Annotated in this window: 19 protein-coding genes; 13 read left to right on the forward strand and 6 right to left on the reverse strand. The window is 67.9% G+C overall.

What is annotated here, in order from left to right; genetic code table 11:
• Window position 1: 1 nt before the first annotated feature.
• The 4 genes from K1T34_RS21800 to K1T34_RS21815 are packed head-to-tail and all read left to right on the forward strand — an operon-like array spanning window position 2 to window position 4,278.
• The gene (locus K1T34_RS21800; RefSeq protein WP_220246064.1) at window positions 2-1,216 is read left to right on the forward strand and encodes an MCE family protein; all 1,215 of its coding nucleotides are present in this window, start codon (window positions 2-4) and stop codon (window positions 1,214-1,216) included.
• Window positions 1,216-2,481 carry an MCE family protein gene (locus K1T34_RS21805; protein ID WP_220246065.1) on the forward strand — a complete coding sequence of 422 codons (1,266 nt, stop codon included), beginning with the start codon at window positions 1,216-1,218 and terminating at the stop codon, window positions 2,479-2,481. The genes K1T34_RS21800 and K1T34_RS21805 overlap by 1 nt, the downstream gene beginning before the upstream one ends.
• 46 nt (window positions 2,482-2,527) lie before the next feature.
• Window positions 2,528-3,160, forward strand: a complete 633-nt coding sequence (locus K1T34_RS21810) for a hypothetical protein (protein ID WP_255638635.1) — start codon at window positions 2,528-2,530, stop codon at window positions 3,158-3,160.
• 26 nt (window positions 3,161-3,186) lie between these two features.
• Entirely contained in the window at window positions 3,187-4,278 is a 1,092-nt protein-coding gene (locus tag K1T34_RS21815; RefSeq protein ID WP_255638636.1) for a hypothetical protein, read from the forward strand.
• A 64-nt stretch (window positions 4,279-4,342) separates the two neighbouring features.
• Here K1T34_RS21815 and aroQ read toward each other — a convergent pair whose 3' ends face one another.
• A complete protein-coding gene (gene aroQ / locus K1T34_RS21820) occupies window positions 4,343-4,960 on the reverse strand; it encodes a gamma subclass chorismate mutase AroQ (RefSeq protein WP_220246066.1) in 618 nt (205 codons plus the stop codon).
• Window positions 4,961-6,378: 1,418 nt separating this feature from the next.
• Between aroQ and K1T34_RS21825 the strand changes: the two genes are divergently transcribed.
• The 3 genes from K1T34_RS21825 to K1T34_RS21835 all read left to right on the forward strand — a co-directional run bounded on the left by K1T34_RS21825 (window position 6,379) and on the right by K1T34_RS21835 (window position 14,691).
• Window positions 6,379-9,882, forward strand: a complete 3,504-nt coding sequence (locus K1T34_RS21825; RefSeq protein ID WP_220246067.1) for a DNA-directed RNA polymerase subunit beta — start codon at window positions 6,379-6,381, stop codon at window positions 9,880-9,882.
• A gap of 89 nt (window positions 9,883-9,971) precedes the next feature.
• The gene (locus K1T34_RS21830) at window positions 9,972-13,883 is read left to right on the forward strand and encodes a DNA-directed RNA polymerase subunit beta' (RefSeq protein ID WP_220246068.1); all 3,912 of its coding nucleotides are present in this window, start codon (window positions 9,972-9,974) and stop codon (window positions 13,881-13,883) included.
• 169 nt (window positions 13,884-14,052) lie between these two features.
• Window positions 14,053-14,691, forward strand: a complete 639-nt coding sequence (locus tag K1T34_RS21835; RefSeq protein WP_255638637.1) for a zinc ribbon domain-containing protein — start codon at window positions 14,053-14,055, stop codon at window positions 14,689-14,691.
• On the opposite strand, the gene K1T34_RS21840 is transcribed toward K1T34_RS21835, so the two are convergent.
• The 5 genes from K1T34_RS21840 to K1T34_RS21860 form a co-directional block, all read right to left on the reverse strand.
• Complete coding sequence (locus tag K1T34_RS21840) at window positions 14,692-16,191, reverse strand: hypothetical protein (RefSeq protein ID WP_220246069.1); 1,500 nt, start codon at window positions 16,189-16,191, stop codon at window positions 14,692-14,694.
• Window positions 16,192-17,349: a hypothetical protein gene (locus K1T34_RS21845; protein WP_220246070.1), complete on the reverse strand. Its 1,158-nt coding sequence runs from the start codon at window positions 17,347-17,349 to the stop codon at window positions 16,192-16,194.
• A gap of 16 nt (window positions 17,350-17,365) precedes the next feature.
• Complete coding sequence (locus tag K1T34_RS21850; protein ID WP_220246071.1) at window positions 17,366-17,689, reverse strand: hypothetical protein; 324 nt, start codon at window positions 17,687-17,689, stop codon at window positions 17,366-17,368.
• Window positions 17,686-18,252 (reverse strand): YbaB/EbfC family nucleoid-associated protein, encoded by a 567-nt coding sequence (locus K1T34_RS21855; RefSeq protein WP_220246072.1) that lies wholly within the window; start codon window positions 18,250-18,252, stop codon window positions 17,686-17,688. The genes K1T34_RS21850 and K1T34_RS21855 overlap by 4 nt, the downstream gene beginning before the upstream one ends.
• A gap of 182 nt (window positions 18,253-18,434) precedes the next feature.
• Entirely contained in the window at window positions 18,435-18,896 is a 462-nt protein-coding gene (locus K1T34_RS21860; RefSeq protein ID WP_220246073.1) for a GNAT family N-acetyltransferase, read from the reverse strand.
• Window positions 18,897-19,064: 168 nt separating this feature from the next.
• On the opposite strand from K1T34_RS21860, the gene K1T34_RS21865 reads away from it, so the two are divergent.
• The 6 genes from K1T34_RS21865 (at window position 19,065) to rpsJ (ending at window position 24,651) form a co-directional block, all read left to right on the forward strand.
• Window positions 19,065-19,223 carry a hypothetical protein gene (locus tag K1T34_RS21865; RefSeq protein ID WP_220246074.1) on the forward strand — a complete coding sequence of 53 codons (159 nt, stop codon included), beginning with the start codon at window positions 19,065-19,067 and terminating at the stop codon, window positions 19,221-19,223.
• A gap of 370 nt (window positions 19,224-19,593) precedes the next feature.
• Complete coding sequence (gene rpsL / locus K1T34_RS21870; RefSeq protein ID WP_003102113.1) at window positions 19,594-19,968, forward strand: 30S ribosomal protein S12; 375 nt, start codon at window positions 19,594-19,596, stop codon at window positions 19,966-19,968.
• Window positions 19,968-20,438, forward strand: a complete 471-nt coding sequence (gene rpsG / locus K1T34_RS21875) for a 30S ribosomal protein S7 (protein WP_220246075.1) — start codon at window positions 19,968-19,970, stop codon at window positions 20,436-20,438. The genes rpsL and rpsG overlap by 1 nt, the downstream gene beginning before the upstream one ends.
• A gap of 63 nt (window positions 20,439-20,501) precedes the next feature.
• A complete protein-coding gene (gene fusA / locus K1T34_RS21880; RefSeq protein WP_220246076.1) occupies window positions 20,502-22,601 on the forward strand; it encodes an elongation factor G in 2,100 nt (699 codons plus the stop codon).
• 126 nt (window positions 22,602-22,727) lie between these two features.
• Entirely contained in the window at window positions 22,728-23,921 is a 1,194-nt protein-coding gene (gene tuf / locus K1T34_RS21885) for an elongation factor Tu (protein WP_220246077.1), read from the forward strand.
• A gap of 424 nt (window positions 23,922-24,345) precedes the next feature.
• Window positions 24,346-24,651 carry a 30S ribosomal protein S10 gene (gene rpsJ / locus K1T34_RS21890; protein ID WP_003102098.1) on the forward strand — a complete coding sequence of 102 codons (306 nt, stop codon included), beginning with the start codon at window positions 24,346-24,348 and terminating at the stop codon, window positions 24,649-24,651.
• The last annotated feature ends 24 nt before the right edge of the window (window positions 24,652-24,675 follow it).

The following is a 24,675-nucleotide window of genomic DNA, read 5'->3' on the forward strand; positions in this document are numbered from 1 at the left end:
CATGAAGCGCCTCAGGAGGTTCACCGCCGCCGGCGTGGTCACCACGGTGTCCGCGCTGGTGCTGTCCGGCTGCGGGTTCACCGGGATCTACGACGTGCCGCTGCCCGGTGGCGCCGACCTCGGCAGTCACCCGTACAAGGTCAAGGTGCAGTTCTCCGACGTCCTCGACCTCGTGCCGCAGGCCGGTGTGAAGGTCAACGAGGTGCCCGTCGGCCAGGTCGAGTCCGTGGGGCTCACCCCCGACGGCTGGCACGCCGAGATCACCGTGGAGATCAACGGCGACGTGAAGCTGCCGGCCAACGCGCTGGCCAACGTGAAGCAGTCGAGCCTGCTCGGCGAGAAGTACGTGGAGCTCTCCTCGCCCGGCGACGGGCAGGCGCAGGGCACGCTCGCGAACAACGCCACGATCCCGCTCGCGCGCACCGGCCGCGACGTCGAGGTCGAAGAGGTGCTCGGCGCGCTGTCGCTGCTGCTCAACGGTGGTGGCGTCGAGCAGCTCAACACCATCACCAAGGAGCTCAACAACGCGACGGCGGGCAAGGAGCCCGACATCAAGGCGTTGCTGGACAACGCCAACGAGCTCGTGACGAACCTCGACGAGCAGTCGCGCAACATCACCCGCGCGCTCGACGGGCTCGACCGGCTGTCGATGACGCTGAACGACCAGAAGGACAAGCTGGTGGGCGCCGTCGACAACCTCGGCCCCGGCATCGGCGTGCTGGAGCAGCAGCGCGGCCAGCTCGTGACCATGCTCAACGCGCTGAACAACCTCTCCGGCGTCGCCACCGACACGGTGAACAAGAGCAAGGCGGACCTCGTGGCCGACCTCAAGGCCCTCACGCCGACGCTGCAGAAGCTCGGCGAGGCGGGCAACGACCTGCCGCAGGCACTGCAGATCCTGCTGACCTTCCCGTTCACCGACCAGGCCTACAACGACGTGAAGGGTGATTACTTCAACCTCTTCGCGAAGGTCGACCTGAACCTCAAGGACGTCATCGACAACCTGGGCCGCAGCCGGGACAACCCGCTGTCGAACCTGCTGCCGGTGCCGGGCCTTACCGGTGGCACGCAGGGCGACCAGCCGCCGCTGCTACCGCTCGGGGGCCAGTCGGGGTCGAACGCGAAGCCGAATTCCAGTGGTGGCCAGGGCGGCGGGCAGCCGTCGCAGGGCGGGCTGTCCGGGCTCTTCGGGATCCTCTCGGGAGGTGCGGGCTGATGTTGCTGCGCAAGACGAAGTTCCAGCTCGTCGCCTTCGTGATCATCTCGATCGTGGCGCTCGTCTACGCCCTGGTCCGTTTCGCCGGCCTCGGCTCGGTGTTCGGCGACAGCGGCTACACGGTGAAGCTGCAGCTAAACGATTCGGGCGGCATCTTCACCAACGCCGAGGTGACCTACCGCGGCTTCAACATCGGGCGCGTCGGCCAGCTGCGGCTCACGCAGACCGGCCTGGAGGCCGACCTCGACATCGACCCGTCGGCGCCGCAGGTGCCCGCGGACCTCGACGCCGTGGTCGCCAACCGCTCGGCCGTGGGTGAGCAGTACGTGGACCTGCGGCCGAAGAACGACAAGGGCCCGTACCTCGCGGGCGGTTCGGTGATCCCGGCGTCGAAGACCACCGTGCCGGTCAGCACCGACCGGCTGCTTTCGGACCTCGACTCGCTCGCGGCCTCCGTGCCCACCGACTCGCTGCGGACGGTCGTGGACGAGTCCTACGACGCGTTCCGCGGCACCGGCGCAGACCTGCAGCAGCTGCTCGACACCGCGCAGAGCTTCACGGCCACGGCCCAGCAGTACCTGCCGCAGACCGTGCAGCTGCTCGACGCCGGCGGCCAGGCGCTGGACACGCAGAACCACGAGGCGTCGAACTTCGCGGACTTCTCCAAGAACCTCAACGAGCTCACCGGCACGCTGAAGAACTCCGACGGCGACCTGCGCAAGCTGATCGGCATCACGCCGCAGGTCGCGGCGCAGATCGACCAGGTCGTCAACGAGACCGGGCCGGGCCTGGGCGCGCTGACGGCGAACCTGCTGACCACGGCCAACGTCACCGTGACCCGTCTCGACGGCATCGAGCAGGGCCTGGTGACCTACCCGGCGCTGGCCGGCGCGGCCGCCAGCGTGGCGCCGGGCGACGGCACCGCCCACCTCGGGCTCGTGCTGAACCTGTTCAACCCGCCGGCCTGCACGAAGGGCTACCTGCCCTACAGCCAGTACCGCACGGGTGCCGACACGTCACCGCGGCCGGCCGATGACAATGTGTACTGTGCCGAGCCCAAGGGCAGCCCCATCAACGTCCGCGGCTCGCAGAACGCGCCGTACGGCGGGGCCCCGGTCGCGCCGTCGCAGTCCGATGTGGATGCCAACGCGGGCCGTCCGGCCCAGGAACTGCAGGACATGCGCGACGCCGCCGTTCCGGGCGTAGCCGGAAGCCCGGGTGTCTCGTTGAACAGCCTGGGAGCGCTGCTCGGTCTCTCAGGCTGAGCAGCGTGGGCGTGTATTCGATGACCGTTACCTACCCTGGAGTGATATGAGTTCCGAACAGGCCGCCGCCGAGGAAGGGGTGACCTCGTCGCCGCCGGAAGCCCCGGCTTCCGCTTCGGAGACTGCTTCGACCGGTGCCGCTTCGCCGGCCAAGCGGTCTCTGCCGGGCTCGCCGCGCGTGTGGCTCTTCGGCGCCGGGGCGTTCGCGCTCGCCGCCTTCGTGGTCGCGGTGGTCTTCGGGATCATGTGGTGGGTCGCGGGCACGGGGGAGAACGCGGCACTGGCGCAGTCCCGTGACGACGTCGTGAAGGCGGGCGCCAACGCCGTGAAGGCCTACACCGAGGTGGACTACCAGAACCTCGACGCCGTCTTCGCCCGCCAGAAGTCCGTGTCCGACGACGACATGGCCAAGCAGATCGACCAGCTGAAGCCCACCTACGGCAAGGCTCTGACCGACGCGAAGACGAAGGTCACCACGACCGTGCAGGACATCGCGGTCGAGGAACTCGACGACCACGAGGGCAAGGCCAGCTTCCTGGCCGCCATCACCACCGACGTCACCCAGGGCGCGCAGAGCTCCGCGAAGGCGCTGCGCCTGGAGGTCTCGATGACCCGCGTCGGGAACGACTGGAAGCTGTCCGGCATCGACAACGTCCCCCTCGTCGCCTCCGGCCAGTAGCTTCACCGCAGAACGGAGTTCTCCTAGTGCCCCCCTCCCGCCGCCAGCCGCCCCGCAGCAGCACCCCGCCGGCCCGCCGGCCGAGGGTCGCCGGGCTGCGCAAGCCGTCGAGCGCGGACGGCGCACCTGCGTCCACCGACGAGCTGCCGACCCCTGCTCCGGCTCCCGCCGCGGCCAAGCCGCGCCCGCGTCCGGTGCCGCGAACAGGCCCGCTGACCAGCGCGGATCCGTCCGAGGTCACCCAGGAGATCCGGTTCCCGAAGAGCGCGGGGATCTCGCGGTCGCGGGGGCTGGCCACGGAGGACCCCGAGGACGCTGCCGACGTGGACACCGCGGCCCCGGTCGAGGACGAAGCCGAGGTCGACGCCCTCACCGGGGAGGCCGTCGACACTCCCGAGGAAACTGACGAGACAGTCCGCGCGGCTCCCCGCCGCAAGCGCCGGGACTCGGGCCGCGCGAAGCCCGTGGACGTCGACGAGGCCGAGCAGGAGGCCGCCGGCGCGCCCGCCGTGCCGCCGCCGTGGGCGAGGCAGCAGCCGCGCCAGGACCGCACGGTCGTGCTGACCGTTGTGCTGCTCGTGGTGGGCCTGGTGTTCGCCGCGGGCGCGGTGTTCTTCAAGCTCGGCTTCGACGACGCCTCCGACTCCACGAGCAACACCGCGCTGCTGGACGTCGCGAAGACCGCGCAGGTCAAGGACCAGGTCTCCAAGGCCACGGAGGCCCTGTTCTCTTACGACTTCAACAACATCAAGAAGACCGAGGACGCCGCCAACGGCCTGCTCGCCAACGACAGCGTCAAGGCCAAGTACAACTCGCTCATGGGCGAGGTGAAGCGCCTCGCGCCGCAGCAGAAGATGGTGGTGACCTGCAAGGTCACGCGCAGCGCCGTGATCATGCTCAACGGCGACCTCGCGCGCGTGATGGTGTTCGTGGACCAGACCTCCACGCGTGCCGACACCAAGCAGACCACCGCCGGCTCGGCCCAGCTGCACGTCGACGCGCAGCTGCAGGGCGACACGTGGAAGATCACCGACCTCGACACGTACAAGGCCCCGGCGCCGCCCGCGGCCAAGGCACCCGCCTCCTCGGCCCCGGCCTCGCCGCCGCCGTCGAAGTAAGTCCAAGCAGAAGGCCCGGTGCCCGCTCGAGCGGGCACCGGGCCTTCTGCTTTTGTTCAGGGCCTCAGCAGAGCGACTGCAGGGCCGTGCGCAGCGCGGTGCGGTGCAGCTCGTCGAGGTGGTCGACGACGTCGGCCGAGATCTGCGCCTCGAGCACGTCCACGCGGCACGGCGCGCCGTGGTCGCGGACGTCGTTCGTGGCCACCAGCTCGGTCAGCAGTGACGTGGTCAGCTCGTCCAGCTCGGCGCGGATCTCGGTGAGGTCCCGGCGGGTGGTGGGCGCCTGCTCGGGGTGCGCGGTCCAGCGGTCGAACAGCCCGCGCTGCACGACCTTGCTCGCGGTGATCTGGTCGGAGAAGAACGCGGCCGTGCGCTCGGGGTCCAAGCCCAGCGCGAACGCGCGCGTGCGCACCGCAGCGAGCTCCTGCTCCTCGCGCGCCGGGTCGTCGATGGGCTTGTCCGTGCCGAACTTCGACGCGGCCACGCGGTCACTCACCCGCAGGCGCTCGACCACGAGGTCGGCGAGCGGCCCGAGCCGGCCGAACGCGCGGCCCGCGGTGCCGGCGGTGTCTGTGGCGGTCTTTTCGGATGCGGCCATGGCCTGAGTGCCTCCGACGGTGAGTGCGGCCAGCGCGACGGCGAGAATCACGGTGGGGCGACGAGCAGTCTCGTTCCCGAACATGAGCACTCCGTCGTGGGCCGGCGACCAGGATCGGATCCGATTTTAGCGGTGGGGAATTCACGAAACCCGGACAATCTCGCCGGATGGACACGCAATAGTGCCGATGCCGGATTTGTCTGCCCGGACGTACCGCGGGGCTCGGCCCCACGGGTCACGCCGGCTTCCGGCGGTGGTTGCGACAGCGCTGCCACCCTGGCTGCTCGGGATGATCACGGCGCGTTCGGCGGGTGAACCGGCAGTCCAGCTCATCGCGAATGATCGCCTGCAGCGCCGTGCCGGCGGCCGCTCCGAGACCGCGGGTCGGGCACGCCGGGCTGCTCCCGACCCGCCGCGCCGCCTCTCTGCCGCCGCACTCCAGCCCGCACGCGCCACCACCAAACGTCGGCCACGCCCGGACGCTCGCCGAACCCGCACTGACGCGGCCCGATCCCGATGCCCCGGAGCCATCGACAACTCTCGAACGGCTCCCGTCGCGCAAAGCCCCGCGCGCTTGCCGGACAACCCCCGCCCTCCCTATGGGGGGCGTCCCCATCCCAGTCTATCGGCCCCTGACCTCGAAAAATGCCCGGAACGAAATCTGTGGACAACTCCGGAGTAAGCCGGGTGCCTGTGGACAAGCCGAGCTGCCTGTGGCGGGCCGAACTGCCTGTGGCGGGCCGAGCTGCCTGTGGACAAGCGCCGAACTGCCCGTGCCGGGCCAAGCTGCCCGTGACGCAAGGCACTCGCGCGCCCCCCAGCCGGGCACCGCACCCGGCCCCGCGGGTCACCGGACCAGCCTCCCGGACCACCCCGAACAGACCGCCACGAGTAGCCCGCCAAGAGCAGCTCTCTTCCGGACCACCACGGATTCAGCCCCTCGGACCACCCCGAACAGGCCTCTGCCGACCCCTCAGCCGCGCTCCACGCCACACCCCGGCGCCGACTGGACCACTCACTCCACGACCCCTGTTCGTGACGCAGAACACCGTTTAAAACCCTCCCCGATCCACTCCCAGACCACGATTCCGCAGGTACCGGCGGGTAACCGGGATGATCATCCCGCTTGTCACCCTCCGCATGCCCCGGTCGACGCTGCGCCAACCGGTCGGACCCCCGAGTGGCATCTTGACTCGAGGGCGTCGTGGGTTCAGGCTTACTGCCAACGGTCACGGCCGGGAGCGCGAACCTTGCGGGAGGGACGCAGAACCCGGGCAGGCCGGAGGCATTGCTACAACGCCGCGAGGCAGGCTGGGCCCCATCAGGAGCGCCCCCTGGACAGACCGCGTCGTTCGGGCTAGACTGCCTCTTTGCGCTGCCCTCTTTCAGGCTGCCCGGAGCCGGTAGTTAGGATAGTGGGCACACGGCACCCCTGACAGTCCGCGACGGCACCTGTTGCCATTGCGGCTGCTCACCGCTCATTGTCCCCGGAAGGACGCATCTTGGCAGTCTCTCCCGCGAACCAGGCCACTGCTGCGACCACCTCGGCTGTATCCCGCTCGGAGTCCACGGGTATCCCCGGCGCGCCCGTGCGGGTCTCTTTCGCAAAGATTCGCGAACCCCTTAACACCCCCAACCTGCTGGACGTGCAGCTCCAGTCGTTCCAGTGGTTCACCGGAGCCGAGGCGTGGTTCGAGCGCCGCGTCAACGAAGGTGACGAGAACCCGGTCGGCGGCCTGGAAGAGGTCCTCAACGAGATCTCCCCGATCGAGGACTTCTCGGGTTCCATGTCGCTGTCCTTCTCCGCTCCGCGCTTCGACGAGGTCAAGGCCTCGATCGAGGAGTGCAAGGACAAGGACATGACCTACGCGGCCCCGCTGTTCGTCACGGCGGAGTTCGTCAACAACAACACCGGTGAGATCAAGAGCCAGACGGTCTTCCTCGGCGACTTCCCGGTGATGACGGACAAGGGCACCTTCATCATCAACGGCACCGAGCGGGTCGTCGTGTCCCAGCTCGTGCGTTCTCCGGGTGTGTACTTCGACAGCAGTGTCGACAAGACGACCGACAAGGACGTCTTCAGCGTTCGCGTGATCCCGAGCCGCGGCGCGTGGCTCGAGTTCGACGTCGACAAGCGCGACACCGTCGGCGTCCGCATCGACCGCAAGCGCCGCCAGCCGGTCACCGTGCTGCTGAAGGCGCTGGGCTGGACCACCGAGGCGATCCGCGAGCGCTTCTCCTTCTCGGAGACGCTGCTGGCGACCCTCGAGAAGGACCACACCGCCGGCACCGACGAGGCGCTGCTCGACATCTACCGCAAGCTCCGTCCGGGCGAGCCGCCCACGAAGGAGAGCGCGCAGACGCTGCTGGAGAACCTGTTCTTCAAGCCGAAGCGCTACGACCTGGCCAAGGTCGGTCGTTACAAGGTCAACAAGAAGCTCGGTCTCGACACCCCGTACGACACGGGCACGCTGACCGAAGAGGACATCGTCTCGGCCATCGAGTACCTGGTCCGGCTCCACGCCGGCGACGACAAGATGACCAGCGTGTCGAACGTCGAGGTGCCGGTCGAGACCGACGACATCGACCACTTCGGCAACCGCCGCCTGCGCACGGTGGGTGAGCTGATCCAGAACCAGATCCGGGTCGGCCTCTCCCGCACCGAGCGCGTCGTGCGCGAGCGCATGACCACGCAGGACGTCGAGGCGATCACGCCGCAGACCCTGATCAACATCCGCCCCATCGGCGCGGCGATCAAGGAGTTCTTCGGCACCTCGCAGCTGTCGCAGTTCATGGACCAGAACAACCCGCTGTCGGGCCTGACCCACAAGCGCCGCCTCTCGGCGCTGGGCCCCGGTGGTCTGTCCCGTGAGCGCGCCGGCATGGAGGTCCGCGACGTCCACCCGTCGCACTACGGCCGCATGTGCCCGATCGAGACGCCGGAAGGCCCGAACATCGGCCTGATCGGTTCGCTCTGCTCGTACGCGCGGGTCAACCCGTTCGGTTTCATCGAGACCCCGTACCGCAAGGTCGTCGAGGGCCAGGTCACCGACCAGGTCGACTACCTCACGGCCGACGAGGAAGACCGCTTCGTCAAGGCGCAGGCCAACGCGCCGCTGACCGAAGACAGCCACTTCGTCGAGAACAAGGTCCTGGGTCGCCGCAAGGGCGGCGAGGTCGAGCTGATCGACCCGCTCGAGATCGACTACATGGACGTGTCGCCGCGGCAGATGGTCTCCGTCGCCACCGCGATGATCCCGTTCCTGGAGCACGACGACGCGAACCGCGCGCTGATGGGCGCGAACATGCAGCGCCAGGCTGTGCCGCTGCTGCGCAACCAGGCCCCGTACGTGGGCACGGGTGTGGAGCTGCGCGCCGCGGTCGACGCCGGTGACGTCCTCGTGGCCGAGCAGGCCGGCGTGGTCGAGGAGCTGTCCGCGGACATCATCACGATCATGCACGACGACGGCACGCGGAAGAGCTACGGACTGTACAAGTTCCGCCGCTCCAACCACGGAACGTGCTTCAACCACCGCCCGATCGTCGACGAGGGTGACCGCGTCGAAAAGGGCCAGGTCATCGCCGACGGCCCGTCCACCGAGAACGGTGAGATGGCGCTGGGCAAGAACCTGCTCGTGGCGGTCATGCCGTGGGAGGGCCACAACTACGAGGACGCGATCATCCTCTCCGAGCGCCTGGTGCAGGACGACGTGCTCACGTCGATCCACATCGAGGAGCACGAGATCGACGCCCGCGACACCAAGCTGGGCGCCGAGGAGATCACCCGGGACATCCCGAACGTCTCCGAGGAGGTGCTCGCCGACCTCGACGAGCGCGGCATCATCCGCATCGGTGCCGAGGTCCGCGACGGCGACATCCTGGTCGGCAAGGTCACGCCGAAGGGCGAGACGGAGCTGACGCCGGAAGAGCGCCTGCTGCGCGCGATCTTCGGTGAGAAGGCCCGCGAAGTCCGCGACACCTCGCTGAAGGTGCCGCACGGCGAGACCGGCAAGGTCATCGGCATCCGCGTGTTCTCGCGCGAGGACGACGACGAGCTGCCCCCGGGCGTCAACGAGCTGGTCCGCGTCTACGTGGCCCAGAAGCGCAAGATCCAGCCGGGCGACAAGCTCGCCGGCCGCCACGGCAACAAGGGCGTCATCGGCAAGATCCTGCCCGCCGAGGACATGCCCTTCATGGAGGACGGCACGCCGGTCGACATCATCCTGAACACCCACGGTGTTCCGCGACGGATGAACATCGGCCAGATCCTCGAGCTGCACCTGGGCTGGCTGGCCTCACAGGGCTGGACGATCGAGGGCAACCCGGAGTGGGCGAAGAACCTCTCCGAGGAGCTCTACGACGTCGCGCCGAACACGAACACCGCCACGCCGGTGTTCGACGGTGCGAAGGAGGAAGAGCTCACCGGGCTGCTCGGGGCGACCAAGCCGAACCGCGACGGCGAGCGCATGGTCAAGGAGAACGGCAAGGCGACCTTGCTGGACGGCCGCTCCGGCGAGCCGTACCCGTACCCGGTCGCGGTCGGCTACATGTACATCCTGAAGCTGCACCACCTGGTCGACGACAAGATCCACGCCCGCTCCACCGGTCCGTACTCGATGATCACGCAGCAGCCGCTGGGTGGTAAGGCGCAGTTCGGTGGCCAGCGCTTCGGTGAGATGGAGTGCTGGGCGATGCAGGCGTACGGCGCTGCCTACACGCTGCAGGAGCTGCTCACGATCAAGTCGGACGACGTGGTCGGCCGCGTGAAGGTGTACGAGGCCATCGTCAAGGGGGAGAACATCCCCGAGCCGGGTATCCCGGAGTCGTTCAAGGTGCTCCTGAAGGAGCTCCAGTCGCTGTGCCTGAACGTCGAGGTGCTCTCCAGCGACGGTGCGGCCATCGAGATGCGCGACTCCGACGACGAGGACCTCGAGCGCGCTGCGGCCAACCTCGGCATCAACCTGTCCCGCAACGAGTCGCCCTCGGTGGACGACGTCGTGCACTGATCGCGTGCTGAGCCGGGACCTGCCTCCCGTGGGTCCCGGCTCGCCCGCCAATTCCTCTAGTCGATACAACCCCAAGGGGATGCAAAGACGTGCTGGACGTCAATTTCTTCGATGAGCTCCGCATCGGTCTTGCCACCGCAGATGACATCCGTCAGTGGTCGTACGGCGAGGTCAAGAAGCCGGAGACCATCAACTACCGGACTCTCAAGCCTGAGAAGGACGGTCTCTTCTGCGAGAAGATCTTCGGTCCCACCCGGGACTGGGAGTGCTACTGCGGCAAGTACAAGCGCGTCCGCTTCAAGGGCATCATCTGTGAGCGCTGCGGCGTCGAGGTGACCCGCGCCAAGGTGCGCCGCGAGCGGATGGGCCACATCGAGCTGGCCGCGCCCGTCACCCACATCTGGTACTTCAAGGGTGTTCCCTCCCGCCTGGGCTACCTGCTGGACCTGGCGCCGAAGGACCTCGAGAAGATCATCTACTTCGCGGCCTACGTCATCACGGGCGTGAACGCGGAGCTGCGCCACAACGACCTGCCGACCCTCGAGAACGAGATCGGCGTCGAGCGCAAGAACCTCGAGACGAAGCGTGACGCGGACATCGAGGCTCGCGCGCAGAAGCTGGAAGCCGACCTGGCCGAGCTGGAGGCGGAGGGCGCCAAGTCCGACGTGCGCCGCAAGGTCAAGGAAGGCGGCGAGCGCGAGATGCGTCAGCTGCGCGACCGCGCCGGCCGCGAGCTCGACCGCCTCGAGGAGGTCTGGACGACCTTCACGAAGCTCGACGCGCGTCAGCTGATCGCCGACGAGCTGCTCTACCGCGAGCTGGTCGACCGCTACGGCGAGTACTTCACCGGCGGCATGGGCGCGGAGGCCATCCAGAAGCTGGCCGCCGAGTTCGACGTCGCTGCCGAAGCCGACAACCTGCGCGACACCATCCGCAACGGCAAGGGCCAGAAGAAGCTGCGCGCGCTCAAGCGCCTCAAGGTCGTGGCCGCCTTCCAGGCGACCGGCAACGACCCGCGCGGCATGGTGCTCGACGCCGTGCCGGTCATCCCGCCGGACCTGCGCCCGATGGTGCAGCTCGACGGTGGCCGGTTCGCGACGTCGGACCTGAACGACCTGTACCGCCGCGTGATCAACCGCAACAACCGCCTCAAGCGACTGATCGACCTCGGCGCGCCCGAGATCATCGTGAACAACGAGAAGCGGATGCTGCAGGAGGCCGTCGACGCGCTGTTCGACAACGGCCGCCGCGGTCGTCCCGTCACCGGCCCGGGCAACCGGCCGCTGAAGTCGCTGTCCGACCTGCTCAAGGGCAAGCAGGGCCGGTTCCGCCAGAACCTGCTCGGCAAGCGCGTGGACTACTCGGGCCGTTCGGTCATCATCGTCGGCCCGCAGCTGAAGCTGCACCAGTGCGGTCTGCCGAAGGACATGGCGCTCGAGCTGTTCAAGCCGTTCGTCATGAAGCGGCTGGTCGACCTGAACCACGCTCAGAACATCAAGTCCGCCAAGCGGATGGTGGAGCGTTCGCGCCCGCAGGTGTGGGACGTGCTCGAAGAGGTCATCACCGGTCACCCGGTGATGCTGAACCGCGCACCGACCCTGCACCGCCTCGGCATCCAGGCCTTCGAGCCGCAGCTGGTGGAAGGCAAGGCCATCCAGCTGCACCCGCTGGTCTGCGAGGCGTTCAACGCGGACTTCGACGGTGACCAGATGGCGGTGCACCTGCCGCTGTCGGCCGAGGCGCAGGCCGAGGCCCGGATCCTGATGCTGTCGGCGAACAACATCCTGTCGCCGGCGTCGGGCCGCCCGCTCGCCATGCCGCGTCTGGACATGGTCACGGGCCTGTTCCACCTGACCCGCCTCAACGAGAAGGCCGAGGGCGCGGGCAACGCGTACTCGTCGCCGGCCGAGGCGATCATGGCGTACGACCGCAAGGCGCTGAGCCTGCACGCTCCCATCAAGATCCGCGTCACGGACCGCCAGCCGGCCAAGGCCGACGAAGCGCGGCTCGCGGAGAAGGGCTGGGAGCCGGGCAAGATGTGGCTGGCCGAGACGACGCTGGGTCGCGTGCTGTTCAACGACCTGCTGCCGGCGGACTACCCGTTCGTGAACGAGCCGATGCCGAAGAAGCGTCAGGCCGCGATCGTGAACGACCTCGCCGAGCGGTACTCGATGACGCAGGTGGCGCAGACGCTGGACAAGCTCAAGGACGCCGGCTTCTACTGGGCGACCCGCTCGGGCGTCACGGTGGCCATCTCCGACGTGCTCGTGCCCGAGGGCAAGAAGGCCATTCTCGACGAGTACGAGGGCAAGGCCGACCAGGTCGAGAAGCGGTACCAGCGTGGTCAGCTGTCCCACACCGAGCGCAACAACGAGCTCGTCAAGGTGTGGACGCAGGCCACCGAAGAGGTCCACAAGATCATGGAGACGGCGCTGCCGGACGACAACCCGATCGCCATGATCGTGAAGTCGGGCGCGGCGGGCAACATGACGCAGGTCCGGTCGCTGGCCGGCATGCGTGGCCTCGTGTCGAACCCGAAGGGTGAGTACATCCCGCGTCCGATCAAGGCCAACTTCCGTGAAGGCCTGTCGGTGGCGGAGTACTTCATCGCGACGCACGGTGCCCGGAAGGGTCTGGCGGACACGGCTCTCCGTACCGCCGACTCGGGTTACCTGACCCGTCGTCTGGTGGACGTCTCGCAGGACGTCATCGTCCGCGAGGTCGACTGCGGCACCACGCGCGGCATCATGATGGTCGTCGGCGAGGACGTCGGTGACGGCAAGGTCGTGCCGGACCAGCACGTGGAGACCAGCGTGTACGCGCGGAACCTCGCGACGGACGCGGTGGACGCCAAGGGCAACGTCGTGCTCAACGCCGGTGACGACGTGGGCGACCCGGCCATCGCGAAGCTGCTCTCCAGCGGCATCACGAAGGTCAAGGTCCGCTCGGTCCTCACCTGCGAGTCGGCAGTCGGTGTGTGCGCGACCTGCTACGGCCGTTCGATGGCGACGGGCGAGCTCGTCGACGTCGGCGAGGCCGTGGGCATCGTCGCCGCCCAGTCGATCGGTGAGCCGGGTACGCAGCTGACGATGCGTACGTTCCACCAGGGTGGTGTCGCCGGTGACGACATCACGACCGGTCTGCCCCGTGTCACCGAGCTCTTCGAGGCTCGCGTGCCGAAGGGCAAGGCGCCGATCGCGGACGTCGACGGCCGCGTGCGGATCGAGGAGAGCGAGCGATTCTGGAAGATCACCCTGATCCCGGACGACGGGTCGGAGGAGATCGTCTTCGACAAGCTGTCCAAGCGGCAGCGGCTCGCCAACACCCCGAACGGCCCGCTGGGCGACGGTGACCACGTCAACGTCGGGCAGCAGCTGCTCGAGGGCACGCCCGACCCGCACGAGGTGCTCCGCGTGATGGGCCCGCGTGAGGCGCAGATGCACCTCACCGACGAGGTCCAGAAGGTGTACCGCGCGCAGGGTGTGTCGATCCACGACAAGCACATCGAGGTCATCGTGCGGCAGATGCTGCGCCGCGTGACGGTCATCGACTCGGGTGGCACGGACTTCCTGCCGGGCGAGCTGCCCGAGCGGACCAAGTTCGAGGCGCGCAACCGGTCGACGGTCTCCGAAGGCGGCGAGCCGGCTTCGGGTCGTCCGGTGCTGATGGGCATCACGAAGGCCTCGCTGACCACGGACTCGTGGCTGTCGGCGGCCTCGTTCCAGGAGACCACGCGTGTCCTGACCGACGCGGCCATCAACGGCCGTTCGGACCGGCTCGTGGGCCTCAAGGAGAACGTGATCATCGGTAAGCTGATCCCGGCCGGTACCGGCATCAACAAGTACCGGAACATCCAGGTCCAGCCGACCGAGGAGGCCCGGGTCGCGGCTTACGCGATCCCGTCCTACGACGACGGCTACTACACCCCGGACGTGTTCGGTTCGGGCACCGGTGCCGCTGTTCCGCTCGACGACTACGACTTCGGCCGCGACTTCCGCTGACCGTTCCGTAGCTGAGAAGGCCCCCGTCCCGGGTTTCCGGGCGGGGGCCTTTCTCGTGTGTCGGCTGTCGTCCGTCTGACTTTAGCTGAGATGGATGCAGCCGGTAGTCACGTTGTTGTCGGCACTTCTACGGTCCCGGCGCCGAGGGAGCGCGCCTACCTTGGCAGCCGTGGCTGACGTCGTGCCGTTCACGGACAACTTCTCCGATATCTCCAACACCCAGGGCTACCAGTTCGAGTTCCGCTGTGAACGCTGCGGGAACGGCTACCGGTCGGCCTTCCAGCGCGACGCGGTCGAAACGGGCCGCGGCGTCCTGCGCGCGGTGGGCTCGTTCTTCGGCGGCAAGCTGCAGGACCTGAGCTACTCCGCCGACCAGTGGCGCTACGACCGCGCGACGAACTCCTCCGCGAAGGACCGCGCGCTCGCGGCCGCGGTCAAGGAGATCTCGCCGAGCTTCCGCCAGTGCCGGGGTTGCAGCGACTGGATGTGCGCGGACCAGTGCTGGAACACCGAGATCGGGCAGTGCCTGCGGTGCTCGCCGAGCGTCGCGGAGGAGATCTCGCGCGCCCAGGCTTCCGCGCAGCGCGACCAGATCTGGGACCGCGCCCGCGACCGCGACTGGACCCGCGACCTCGACCTGGACACCCGCGCCCACCTCACCTGCCCCAGCTGCGGCGTGAAGGCCGAGGGCGGCAAGTTCTGCGCCTCCTGCGGCTCGTCCCTGGCCCCCACCGTCCACTGCACCGGATGCGGCAAGCCCTCCACCGCCGGCGCCATCTTCTGCGGCGACTGCGGCACCCGCCTGTGATTACGTGACGGTGGCTTCCTGGGCCCTGCGCAGCTTCCTGACGCGCCGGGGCGGCCTCGGCCGGTAAGTGGCCTTTGCGAGCATCGCGCCCGCCAGAAGCGGCAGCAGGCCGATGAGCAGGGTGACCACCGCGGCGAGACTGCTCTCGAGGACCGGATGCCACCACAGCGGGCCGATCTCCACGTCGACCACGGCGCCCTTGGCAGGCAGCGTGTCGATCCACTCGGTCGACACGTCGTGGGTCTCGCCGTCGAGCACGTAGGTGCCGCGGACCCAGTCGTTGCTGCCGGTGCAGCTGGCGCTCCTTGAGGAGCAGTTGCCGGCAAAGCCTTCGTGCGCTTCGAGGACGGAGAGCTGGGTCTCGGGCGCCACTCCGACGAGCGCGGACAGGGAGTTCACGATCGGCAGCAGGCCGGCGAGCACCAAGGCCAGCGCGATGGTCGTGCGCGTGGTGAGCGACACCGAGGTGACCGGCTGCCGGTCCGCCGCCTCGCGGAACCGGTTCACCGGCGTTCGGACCGCGCCACCGCGGCCGCCGTTCCAGGCGACGTAGCTCGTGTCCGAGCCGGTGGTCACCGAGGCGAACCCACGGTCACCGCCCCAGACCTCCCACACGGGGGCGGGCACGGCCGCGACCAGCATCGCGAGCCGACGTGAGCTGCCGAACATGCGGTCCTCGGTGAGCCCACCCGACTCCGTGGTCCACGTCGCGTCGCCGTGGAAGGCGACCTCGTGCACGCGGAACCACAGGTCACCGAGGATCAGCGCGCGGACCTCGTCGGTGAGCGCGGCAGCGGCGAACTTGGGGTCCGACGTGGTCACCGAGAACCGGCGGTCGAACTCGGCGTCGACCTCGAAGGTCTCCAGCCCCGTGTCGGGCCGCAGCCAGCCGAACGCGTTGCGGGTGATCCGGGCGTCTTCCAGCGGGGTGAAGTGCTCGGGTTCGAACGCCCCCGTCTTAGGCGAGATCGTCAGCGCCGGCACGGCGGGGATCCGCAGTTCGACCGCCGAGTAGATCGAGTCGATCTGCTCGGCGACCTTGGCGACCTCGGCGAACTGCTCGTCTTCGCGACGCGGCGTGATCGAGTACTCGATGCCCAGCACCCGGTGGCCCTGCTGGTCGAACTCGATCGTGGTCCGCACCGGGCCGGGGTCCGGGTGGTTGAGCGGTACCCCGCGGCCGAGGTGGGGGAGTACGCCGAACGTCTGCCGGTCGGCCGAGCCCGGGATCCGCGCGATCCATGTCCGCTGCCGCCAGCCTCGCCACACGACGAACGCCGCGAACGCCACGGGGAACGCGATCCACAGGAACTGCGGCACGTTGCTGCCGGTGCCGGCAGACAGCCAGTACAGCGACGTTTCGGAGAACGCGACGCCGCACAGCGCGAAGCAGACTGCCGCCGCGACGCCACTGCGCCGCTCGAGCCAGTTGCCCAGCCACAGCAGGACGAACCCCAGCGCGAAACCACCGACGATGAACCACGGTTCGAACAGGTCCATCTACTGGTCCATGTCCAGGTTCTCGCGGGTGTCCTCTTCGGAGTGGTAACCGGCCGCGTCGCTCCCGCCGCGGGACTTCAGGATGTCGCGGGTGTTGTCGACCGCCTTGTTGACGAAGTCGAAGCCGGCCTTGCCGCTGTAGGCCGAGCCCTTGTCGAGATCGCCGATCTTCACGCCGGTCACCCCCTTGAGCGCCTCTTCGCCGCCGGCCTTGAGCGACTCCTTCAGCGCATCGACCGTCGCCATGCCGCGGGAGTTCGTCGCTGAGGCGAGAGCGCCGGTGGCGGCCTTCTCCATGCCGGGCGTCATGCCCGCGGCACCCGACGGGGTGAGCTTGCGGCCCTGCTTGATCAGGTCGTCGGTCCACTTCGAGAGAAAGGTCATGAACTTCTGGAGCAGCTCGCCCAGCTTCCCCAGCTTCGAGGTGATCCTGGTGAACGCACCGGCCGCCTTGGCGATCGAGGCGGTCATCGCGGCGGCGACCGACGAGCCGAGGCTCACGATCGAGGCGGCCAGCGCCGGCAGCCAGATGTAGATCAGCCAGCTGACCAGCTCGCTGATGATCGCCTTCACGACCTCTTCGATGACGGTCATGACCATCGACCACATCTGGAGGGTCTCGCCGACCCCGCCGGTGGTCGAGCCGATGCCCTTGATGCCCTCGGAGAACTGGTCCAGCGAACTGCGGGCCGCGTTGCCGCCGTCGCCCTGCCAGGTCCGCAGCTCTTCCTTGCCCTTCTTGGCGAAGTCGTCGCCGAGCTTGACGAAACCGACGCCGATCTCGCTGAAGTTGCCGGCCGCCTCCTTGAGCGCCGGGCCGTCGCCCGTCACGAAGTGCAGCGCGTCCTGCAGCGGCGAGATCAGCTCCAGGAGCATGTTCAGGCCGTTGCTGACCAGCCAGCCGACGGGGTCGAGTGCGAAGCTCGCCACGTCCACCGCGGCGCCGGCGACGAAGCCCGCGCCGTCCTGGAGCATCTGCCCGGTGGCCGCCGCGAATTCGCCGGCATCGTCGGCTTCGCTGAAGCCCTTGATGCCTCGTTCGACGCCCTCGACCCCCTTGCCGATGATCGGCGCCTTCTTGGCGGCTTCGTTGGCGTCGTGGAGGAAACCCTCGTCCTCGTGCTCCAGTTTGACGCCGTCGGCGATGCTGTCGGCCATTTCGGTCTCCCCCTGCTCAGAGCGGTCCGTCGATGTTCGCCTTGAACTTGCCGAAGGTCACGACGGTGTCCTTCTCATGGCCGTCGTAGATCTCCGCGGCCTGGTTCACTTTCCCGCCCAGCGTGTCGACGCCGGTCTTCATCAGTTCGAGCATCTGGCGGAGGTCGTCGAGCTTGCTCGTGTACGTCTGCTTCACCGCCAGCCCGATCAGGCCCCACGACTTGTCCGTCACGTCGGCCTGGCTGACGAGGTTGCCGAACTTCGTGGCCTCGTCCTTGTAGTGCGGCAACGTGCCGGAGGCGTAGGTCTTCAGGATCTGGGGGTCTACGTCGTGGCTCATCGGTCCTCCTCGTGGTCCCACAGGCGCCGGACGCCGTCGTCGGCGGGGCGAGCCGGGGGAGGCGGCGGGGGAGCGGCCGGGGGCTCGGCGCGGCGCAGGATGTCGCCGTGTTCGAGGTCTTCGTCCGACAGCCGGCGTGGGGCCGGCTGCGCCTCCGAGGCCTTGGACTTCAGCTCTTCGGCCGTGGTTCCCATCGCTTCGGCCTGGGCTTCGAGGACCTGGCCGGACACGTCGAGGCCGAAGGCGGCGCCCACGTGCGCGTCGACGATGCCGGCCTGCTGCACGGCCGCGTCGGCGACTGCGCGGTGCAGGGTGGAGAGGATGGTGGTGGCCAGCTGCTGCGGCTGCTGGCGCAGGGCCTCGGCCGTGAGGCGGATGTCCTTCACGGAGCCGCCCGGGCCCGCGACGACGGTCACGGCGCGGTCGGGCGACATCGCCGTCGCCTCGAGCGCGACCACCTCGTCCTGCAGGTCACCGACCTTCGCGAAGTTCGCCTCGGCCTGTTTGATCTTGCTCTGGAACTTCTCGAACTCGGCGACGAGACGATCCATCTCAGCCGACACGGCGGCCCCCTCACGTGCACGACGGGTGTGCGGACGTGCGGATTATGCCGCTTCTGTCGCGTTCACGCTGCGAAGTCGTGAATTTTTTCCCGGAAGAGGCGACGGCGCCGCCCTGGTGCCCGGCCGCAATCGACAGTCCTTTGTAGACGGCATATATCCGGTGTGGACAGTCCGGAACCGTTTCACCCGAGCGGTTTCGAGAACCAGTGCTCCGCGTACTGGTCGTCGTTGAACGGTTCGACCTCCGTGTACCCGGTCCGCGCGTACAGTGCCCGGGCCTCGACGAGGTCGTGCCGGGTGTCGAGCCGCAGCGTCTCGGCTCCCAGTGACCGCGCCGCCTCCTCGGCCGCCGCCACGAGGCGTGCGCCGCCGCCCTGGCCGCGGTGGGCCGGGCGCACGTACACCTTCGTGAGCTCGTTCAGCCCGGGCCGCACCACGCGCGTGCCGGCGCAGCCGGTCACGGTGCCGTCGGGCAGGCGGGCGATGAGGAACGCGCCGGTCGGGGCGACGAGATCGTCGCCGGGCTCGTCGGCCAGAACCTGGTCGACCTCCGCTTCCGTGGCCGGTCGGCCCCAGTAACGGCTCGCGACGTCCGTGAGGTACTCGCGCACGATCGCGCGCGCGTCAGGGTGATCGACGGGCATTTGCGTGATAGTCCAGTTCACGGTCACGAGATCATCGTGTCCGGTTCGTCCACTGGTTAACGGGGAAGTCGATCACCTGGGGAAAGCGACGTTCCATCCCCGTGTGTCACCCGTTAGTGGAAATGGGTAGCGTGCGAGCCGCAGGGAAACCGACTTGAGGAGTGCGTCATGGACGGCAACGGCACCGCCGACCGGCCTGAAGAGGGGCAGAAGGACACCAAAGGGAGTCACGCCGCGCCTGAGGGGGCCGGCGTCCACCCGCTGATCGACCTGTCGCGCGACCCCCACCCGGGGCGGCCCGACCACGCGAAGCCGGACGAGGAATAGCCGAGGAATAGGGGGGACGTCCGTCACGTTCTGGATGATGGGTTCTCCGCGCGGCTCTAGGCGCAGGGCCCTCATCTGGGGTTACGATGGGCGGTCACCGTCAGTTCGGACCCCCCGCCCGGACCGCCCGTCAAGTGGCCGGGTATCTTTGGAGACCGTGCCCGGCAGGCGTCGGGCCGCTCCGCGTGCCGTACGGCATGAGCGGGGTGCTCGCGCACCCGGTTCACCGGCCTCGTCCACGTGGGGTTCCGACGGAAAACCCCTTCGGGAAAGTACCGGTCGAGAGACCGTGACGCGGGCCGACACGCCCGACCGCGGGGGCCGGTGAAGACACGAAGAAGCAGCAAGAACGCGACAGAAAGCTGGTCCATTGCCCACGATCCAGCAGCTGGTCCGCAAGGGCCGCCAGGACAAGGCTGCCAAGCAGAAGACCGCGGCCCTCAAGGGGAGCCCGCAGCGTCGTGGCGTGTGCACCCGCGTGTACACCACGACCCCGAAGAAGCCGAACTCGGCGCTGCGCAAGGTTGCGCGTGTGAAGCTGACGAGCGGCATCGAGGTCACGGCGTACATCCCCGGTGAGGGCCACAACCTGCAGGAGCACTCGATGGTGCTCGTGCGCGGTGGCCGGGTGAAGGACCTGCCGGGCGTTCGCTACAAGATCATCCGCGGTTCGCTCGACACCCAGGGTGTGAAGAACCGCAAGCAGGCGCGCAGCCGCTATGGCGCGAAGAAGGAGAAGAGCTAATGCCCCGCAAGGGTCCGGCCCCCAAGCGGCCTCTGATCTCCGACCCGGTCTACGCCTCCCCGCTGGTCACCCAGCTGGTGAACAAGGTGCTGAAGGACGGGAAGCGGTCGCTGGCCGAGCGCATCGTGTACGGCGCGCTGGAAGGCGCTCGCGAGAAGACCGGCACCGACCCGGTCGTCACGCTGAAGCGCGCGCTCGACAACGTGAAGCCCACCATCGAGGTGAAGAGCCGCCGCGTCGGTGGCGCCACCTACCAGGTGCCGATCGAAGTCAAGCCCAACCGCTCCACCACGTTGGCGCTGCGCTGGCTGGTCTCCTTCTCGCAGGCTCGCCGCGAGAAGACCATGATCGAGCGGCTGCAGAACGAGCTGCTCGACGCGAGCAACGGCCTTGGCGCCAGCGTCAAGCGCCGCGAAGACACGCACAAGATGGCCGAGTCCAACAAGGCCTTCGCGCACTACCGCTGGTGATGACCGCCCGGCTGCCGATCCAAGCCATGCCGGGCCCCACGTTCGAGACAGGGGAACACTCTCGTGGCACGTGAAGTGCTGACCGACCTGAACAAGGTCCGCAACATCGGGATCATGGCGCACATCGACGCCGGTAAGACCACCACCACCGAGCGGATCCTGTTCTACACCGGGATCAACTACAAGATCGGCGAAGTCCACGACGGCGCCGCCACCATGGACTGGATGGAGGAGGAGCAGAAGCGGGGTATCACCATCACCTCGGCTGCCACCACCACGTTCTGGGCCGATCACCAGATCAACATCATCGACACCCCCGGGCACGTCGACTTCACCGTCGAGGTGGAGCGCTCGCTCCGCGTGCTCGACGGCGCCGTGGCCGTCTTCGACGGCAAGGAAGGTGTCGAGCCGCAGTCCGAGCAGGTCTGGCGGCAGGCGGACAAGTACGAAGTTCCGCGCATCTGCTTCGTCAACAAGATGGACAAGCTGGGTGCCGACTTCTACTTCACCGTGCGCACCATCGAGGAGCGTCTCGGTGCCCGGCCGCTGGTCATCCAGCTGCCGATCGGCGCCGAGAACGACTTCGAGGGTGTCGTCGACCTGGTCCGCATGAAGGCGCTGACCTGGCGCGGCGAGGTGAGCAAGGGCGAGGACTACTCCGTCGAGGAGATCCCGGCCGAGCTGGCCGACCGCGCCGCCGAGTACCGCGAGAAGCTCGTCGAGGCCGTCGCCGAGACCGACGATGCCATGATGGAGAAGTTCCTCGAGGGCGAGCAGCTCACGGAAGCCGAGATCAAGTCCGGCATCCGCAAGCTCACCGTCGCGCGCGAGGCGTACCCGGTGCTCACCGGCTCCGCGTTCAAGAACAAGGGCGTGCAGCCGATGCTGGACGCGGTCATCGACTACCTGCCGTCCCCGCTGGACGTGCCGGCCGTCGAGGGCACGCTGCCGGACGGGGAGACCCCGGTCCTGCGCAGGCCGTCGGTCGACGAGCCGTTCGCCGCGCTCGCCTTCAAGATCGCCGCACACCCGTTCTTCGGCAAGCTGACCTACATCCGGGTCTACTCGGGCAAGATCTCCGCGGGCACTCAGGTCGTCAACGCGACCAAGGAGCGCAAGGAGCGCATCGGCAAGCTCTTCCAGATGCACTCCAACAAGGAGAACCCGGTCGACGAGGCCCAGGCCGGCCACATCTACGCGGTCATCGGCCTGAAGGACACCACGACCGGTGACACGCTGGCCGACCCGCAGAACCCGGTCGTCCTCGAGTCGATGACCTTCCCGGATCCCGTTATCCGCGTGGCCATCGAGCCGAAGACGAAGGCCGACCAGGAGAAGCTGTCGCTCGCGATCCAGAAGCTGGCCGAGGAAGACCCCACTTTCCAGGTCCAGCTCGACGAGGACACGGGCCAGACGATCATCGCGGGCATGGGCGAGCTGCACCTCGAGGTGCTGGTGAACCGCATGAAGTCCGACTACAAGGTCGAGGCGAACATCGGTAAGCCGCAGGTCGCCTACCGCGAGACGATCAAGAAGACGGTCGACAAGCTCGACTACGTGCACAAGAAGCAGACCGGTGGTTCCGGCCAGTTCGCGAAGGTCATCGTGAAGCTGGAGCCGCTCGAGACGACCGACGGTGCACTCTACGAGTTCGACAACAAGGTCTCCGGCGGCCGCGTGCCGCGGGAGTACATCCCGTCGGTCGACGCGGGCGGGCAGGACGCCATGCAGTACGGCGTGCTGGCCGGCTACCCGCTCGTCGGGTTGAAGTTCACCTTGTTGGACGGCGCGTACCACGAGGTCGACTCTTCGGAGATGGCGTTCAAGATCGCCGGTTCCATGGCGATGAAGGAAGCCGCGAAGAAGGCCGGCCCGGTCATCCTCGAGCCGATGATGGCCGTCGAGGTCACGACTCCCGAGGACTACATGGGTGACGTGATCGGTGACCTCAACTCCCGCCGTGGCCAGATCCAGGCCATGGAGGAGCGCGCCGGTACCCGTGTCGTCAAGGCAGTGGTACCGCTGTCGGAGATGTTCGGTTACGTCGGCGACCTGCGGTCTCGCACCCAGGGTCGCGCGAACTACTCCATGGTGTTCGACTCCTACGCCGAGGTTCCCGCGAACGTCGCGAAGGAAATCATCGCGAAGGCGACGGGGGAGTAGTTCCCCTTCGCTCGCGGGCATAAGGAACACTCCTGAACGTCCGCAGCAAAGACGAGAAACAATCAGCGGTTGGCAGCCACGCCGGCCGGTGAGCACAAAGCGAAATCAGTCCAGGAGGACATTCCAGTGGCGAAGGCGAAGTTCGAGCGGAGCAAGCCGCACGTCAACATCGGGACCATCGGTCACGTCGACCACGGCAAGACCACGCTGACCGCGGCGATCACCAAGGTTCTGCACGACAAGTACCCGGAGCTCAACGAGTCGCGTGCGTTCGACCAGATCGACAACGCGCCCGAAGAGCGCCAGCGCGGTATCACGATCAACATCTCGCACGTCGAGTACCAGACCGAGAAGCGTCACTACGCGCACGTCGACGCCCCCGGTCACGCGGACTACATCAAGAACATGATCACCGGTGCCGCCCAGATGGACGGTGCGATCCTGGTCGTGGCCGCCACGGACGGCCCGATGCCGCAGACCCGCGAGCACGTGCTGCTCGCCCGCCAGGTCGGCGTGCCCTACATCGTGGTCGCGCTGAACAAGGCCGACATGGTCGACGACGAGGAGATCCTCGAGCTCGTCGAACTGGAGGTCCGCGAGCTGCTGTCCTCGCAGGAGTTCCCGGGCGACGACGCGCCGGTCGTGCGCGTCTCGGGCCTGAAGGCTCTCGAGGGCGACGCCAAGTGGGCCGAGGCTGTCCTCGAGCTCATGACCGCCGTCGACGACAACGTGCCGGACCCGGTGCGTGAGCTCGACAAGCCGTTCCTCATGCCGATCGAGGACGTCTTCACCATCACCGGTCGCGGCACCGTCGTCACCGGCCGCGTCGAGCGTGGCGTGGTCAACGTGAACGAAGAGGTCGAGATCGTCGGCATCAAGGAGAAGTCGACCAAGACGACTGTCACCGGTGTCGAGATGTTCCGCAAGCTGCTGGACCAGGGCCAGGCGGGCGACAACGTCGGCCTCCTCGTCCGCGGTATCAAGCGCGAGGACGTCGAGCGCGGCCAGGTCGTCGTGAAGCCGGGTACCACCACCCCGCACACCGACTTCGAGGGCCGGGTCTACATCCTGTCGAAGGACGAGGGTGGTCGTCACACCCCGTTCTTCAACAACTACCGCCCGCAGTTCTACTTCCGCACCACTGACGTGACCGGCGTCGTGACCCTCCCCGAGGGCACCGAGATGGTCATGCCGGGCGACAACACCGACATTTCGGTGGCGCTGATCCAGCCCATCGCCATGGACGTGAACCTGCGCTTCGCGATTCGCGAGGGCGGCCGCACCGTGGGTGCGGGTCAGGTCACCAAGATCATCAAGTGATTTCGACGCCCTTGACCGGGCTACTACACCCCCCGGTCAAGGGCGTCAACTCACGTGTGCGACACTATTCAGGTTGCTCGTCCCGGGGCGGCCGAATCCTCGAGTTGTTCGATTGACTCACGGGGTTCCGGCCGCCCCTGTACGAGTGGCCACGGTCCGTCCAGCTCTTCCTTCGGGGTGAGGCTAGCGGGCAAAGGCCAAGTGGCCGGCGGTGCTTGCAGTTGATGCGGCGCGGCGGGCTCGCGGCCTCCTCACGTTGAGGAAGACCAGGCAGGACGATCCCACGGGATCCGTCTGTGCGTCGGGCGCGACACGCCCGACCGCGTGGACCGGGGACAGGGCCGTTGAACTGCTGAAACCGGGGCCTCAGGCCCGGGTTGACGAGACAAAGCGGCACGAGACGACGAAGGAACGAGCAGCCACCATGGCGGGACAGAAGATCCGCATCCGGCTCAAGGCCTACGACCACGAGGCGATCGACACCTCGGCGCGCAAGATCGTGGAGACGGTCACGCGCACCGGTGCCCGTGTTGTCGGGCCGGTGCCGCTGCCCACCGAGAAGAACGTTTACTGCGTCATCCGCTCGCCGCACAAGTACAAGGACTCGCGCGAGCACTTCGAGATGCGCACGCACAAGCGTCTGATCGACATCCTCGACCCGACGCCGAAGACGGTCGACGCGCTCATGCGCATCGACCTGCCGGCGAGCGTCGACGTCAACATCCAGTAGCGGCTGGCGAGCGGCGGAGAGTAA

Source organism: Amycolatopsis sp. DSM 110486 (assembly GCF_019468465.1).
Taxonomy (GTDB): domain Bacteria; phylum Actinomycetota; class Actinomycetes; order Mycobacteriales; family Pseudonocardiaceae; genus Amycolatopsis.

What these genes read in the sequence shown, in the direction of transcription:
- K1T34_RS21805 (WP_220246065.1), top strand. Translation starts at nt 1,216, where the DNA reads ATGTTGCTGCGCAAGACGAAGTTCCAGCTCGTCGCCTTCGTGATCATC.
- rpsJ (WP_003102098.1), top strand. Translation starts at nt 24,346, where the DNA reads ATGGCGGGACAGAAGATCCGCATCCGGCTCAAGGCCTACGACCACGAG.
- K1T34_RS21865 (WP_220246074.1), top strand. Translation starts at nt 19,065, where the DNA reads ATGGACGGCAACGGCACCGCCGACCGGCCTGAAGAGGGGCAGAAGGAC.
- K1T34_RS21845 (WP_220246070.1), bottom strand. Translation starts at nt 17,349, where the DNA reads ATGGCCGACAGCATCGCCGACGGCGTCAAACTGGAGCACGAGGACGAG.
- rpsG (WP_220246075.1), top strand. Translation starts at nt 19,968, where the DNA reads ATGCCCCGCAAGGGTCCGGCCCCCAAGCGGCCTCTGATCTCCGACCCG.
- K1T34_RS21840 (WP_220246069.1), bottom strand. Translation starts at nt 16,191, where the DNA reads ATGGACCTGTTCGAACCGTGGTTCATCGTCGGTGGTTTCGCGCTGGGG.
- K1T34_RS21810 (WP_255638635.1), top strand. Translation starts at nt 2,528, where the DNA reads ATGAGTTCCGAACAGGCCGCCGCCGAGGAAGGGGTGACCTCGTCGCCG.
- K1T34_RS21800 (WP_220246064.1), top strand. Translation starts at nt 2, where the DNA reads ATGAAGCGCCTCAGGAGGTTCACCGCCGCCGGCGTGGTCACCACGGTG.
- K1T34_RS21860 (WP_220246073.1), bottom strand. Translation starts at nt 18,896, where the DNA reads ATGCCCGTCGATCACCCTGACGCGCGCGCGATCGTGCGCGAGTACCTC.
- K1T34_RS21850 (WP_220246071.1), bottom strand. Translation starts at nt 17,689, where the DNA reads ATGAGCCACGACGTAGACCCCCAGATCCTGAAGACCTACGCCTCCGGC.
- aroQ (WP_220246066.1), bottom strand. Translation starts at nt 4,960, where the DNA reads ATGTTCGGGAACGAGACTGCTCGTCGCCCCACCGTGATTCTCGCCGTC.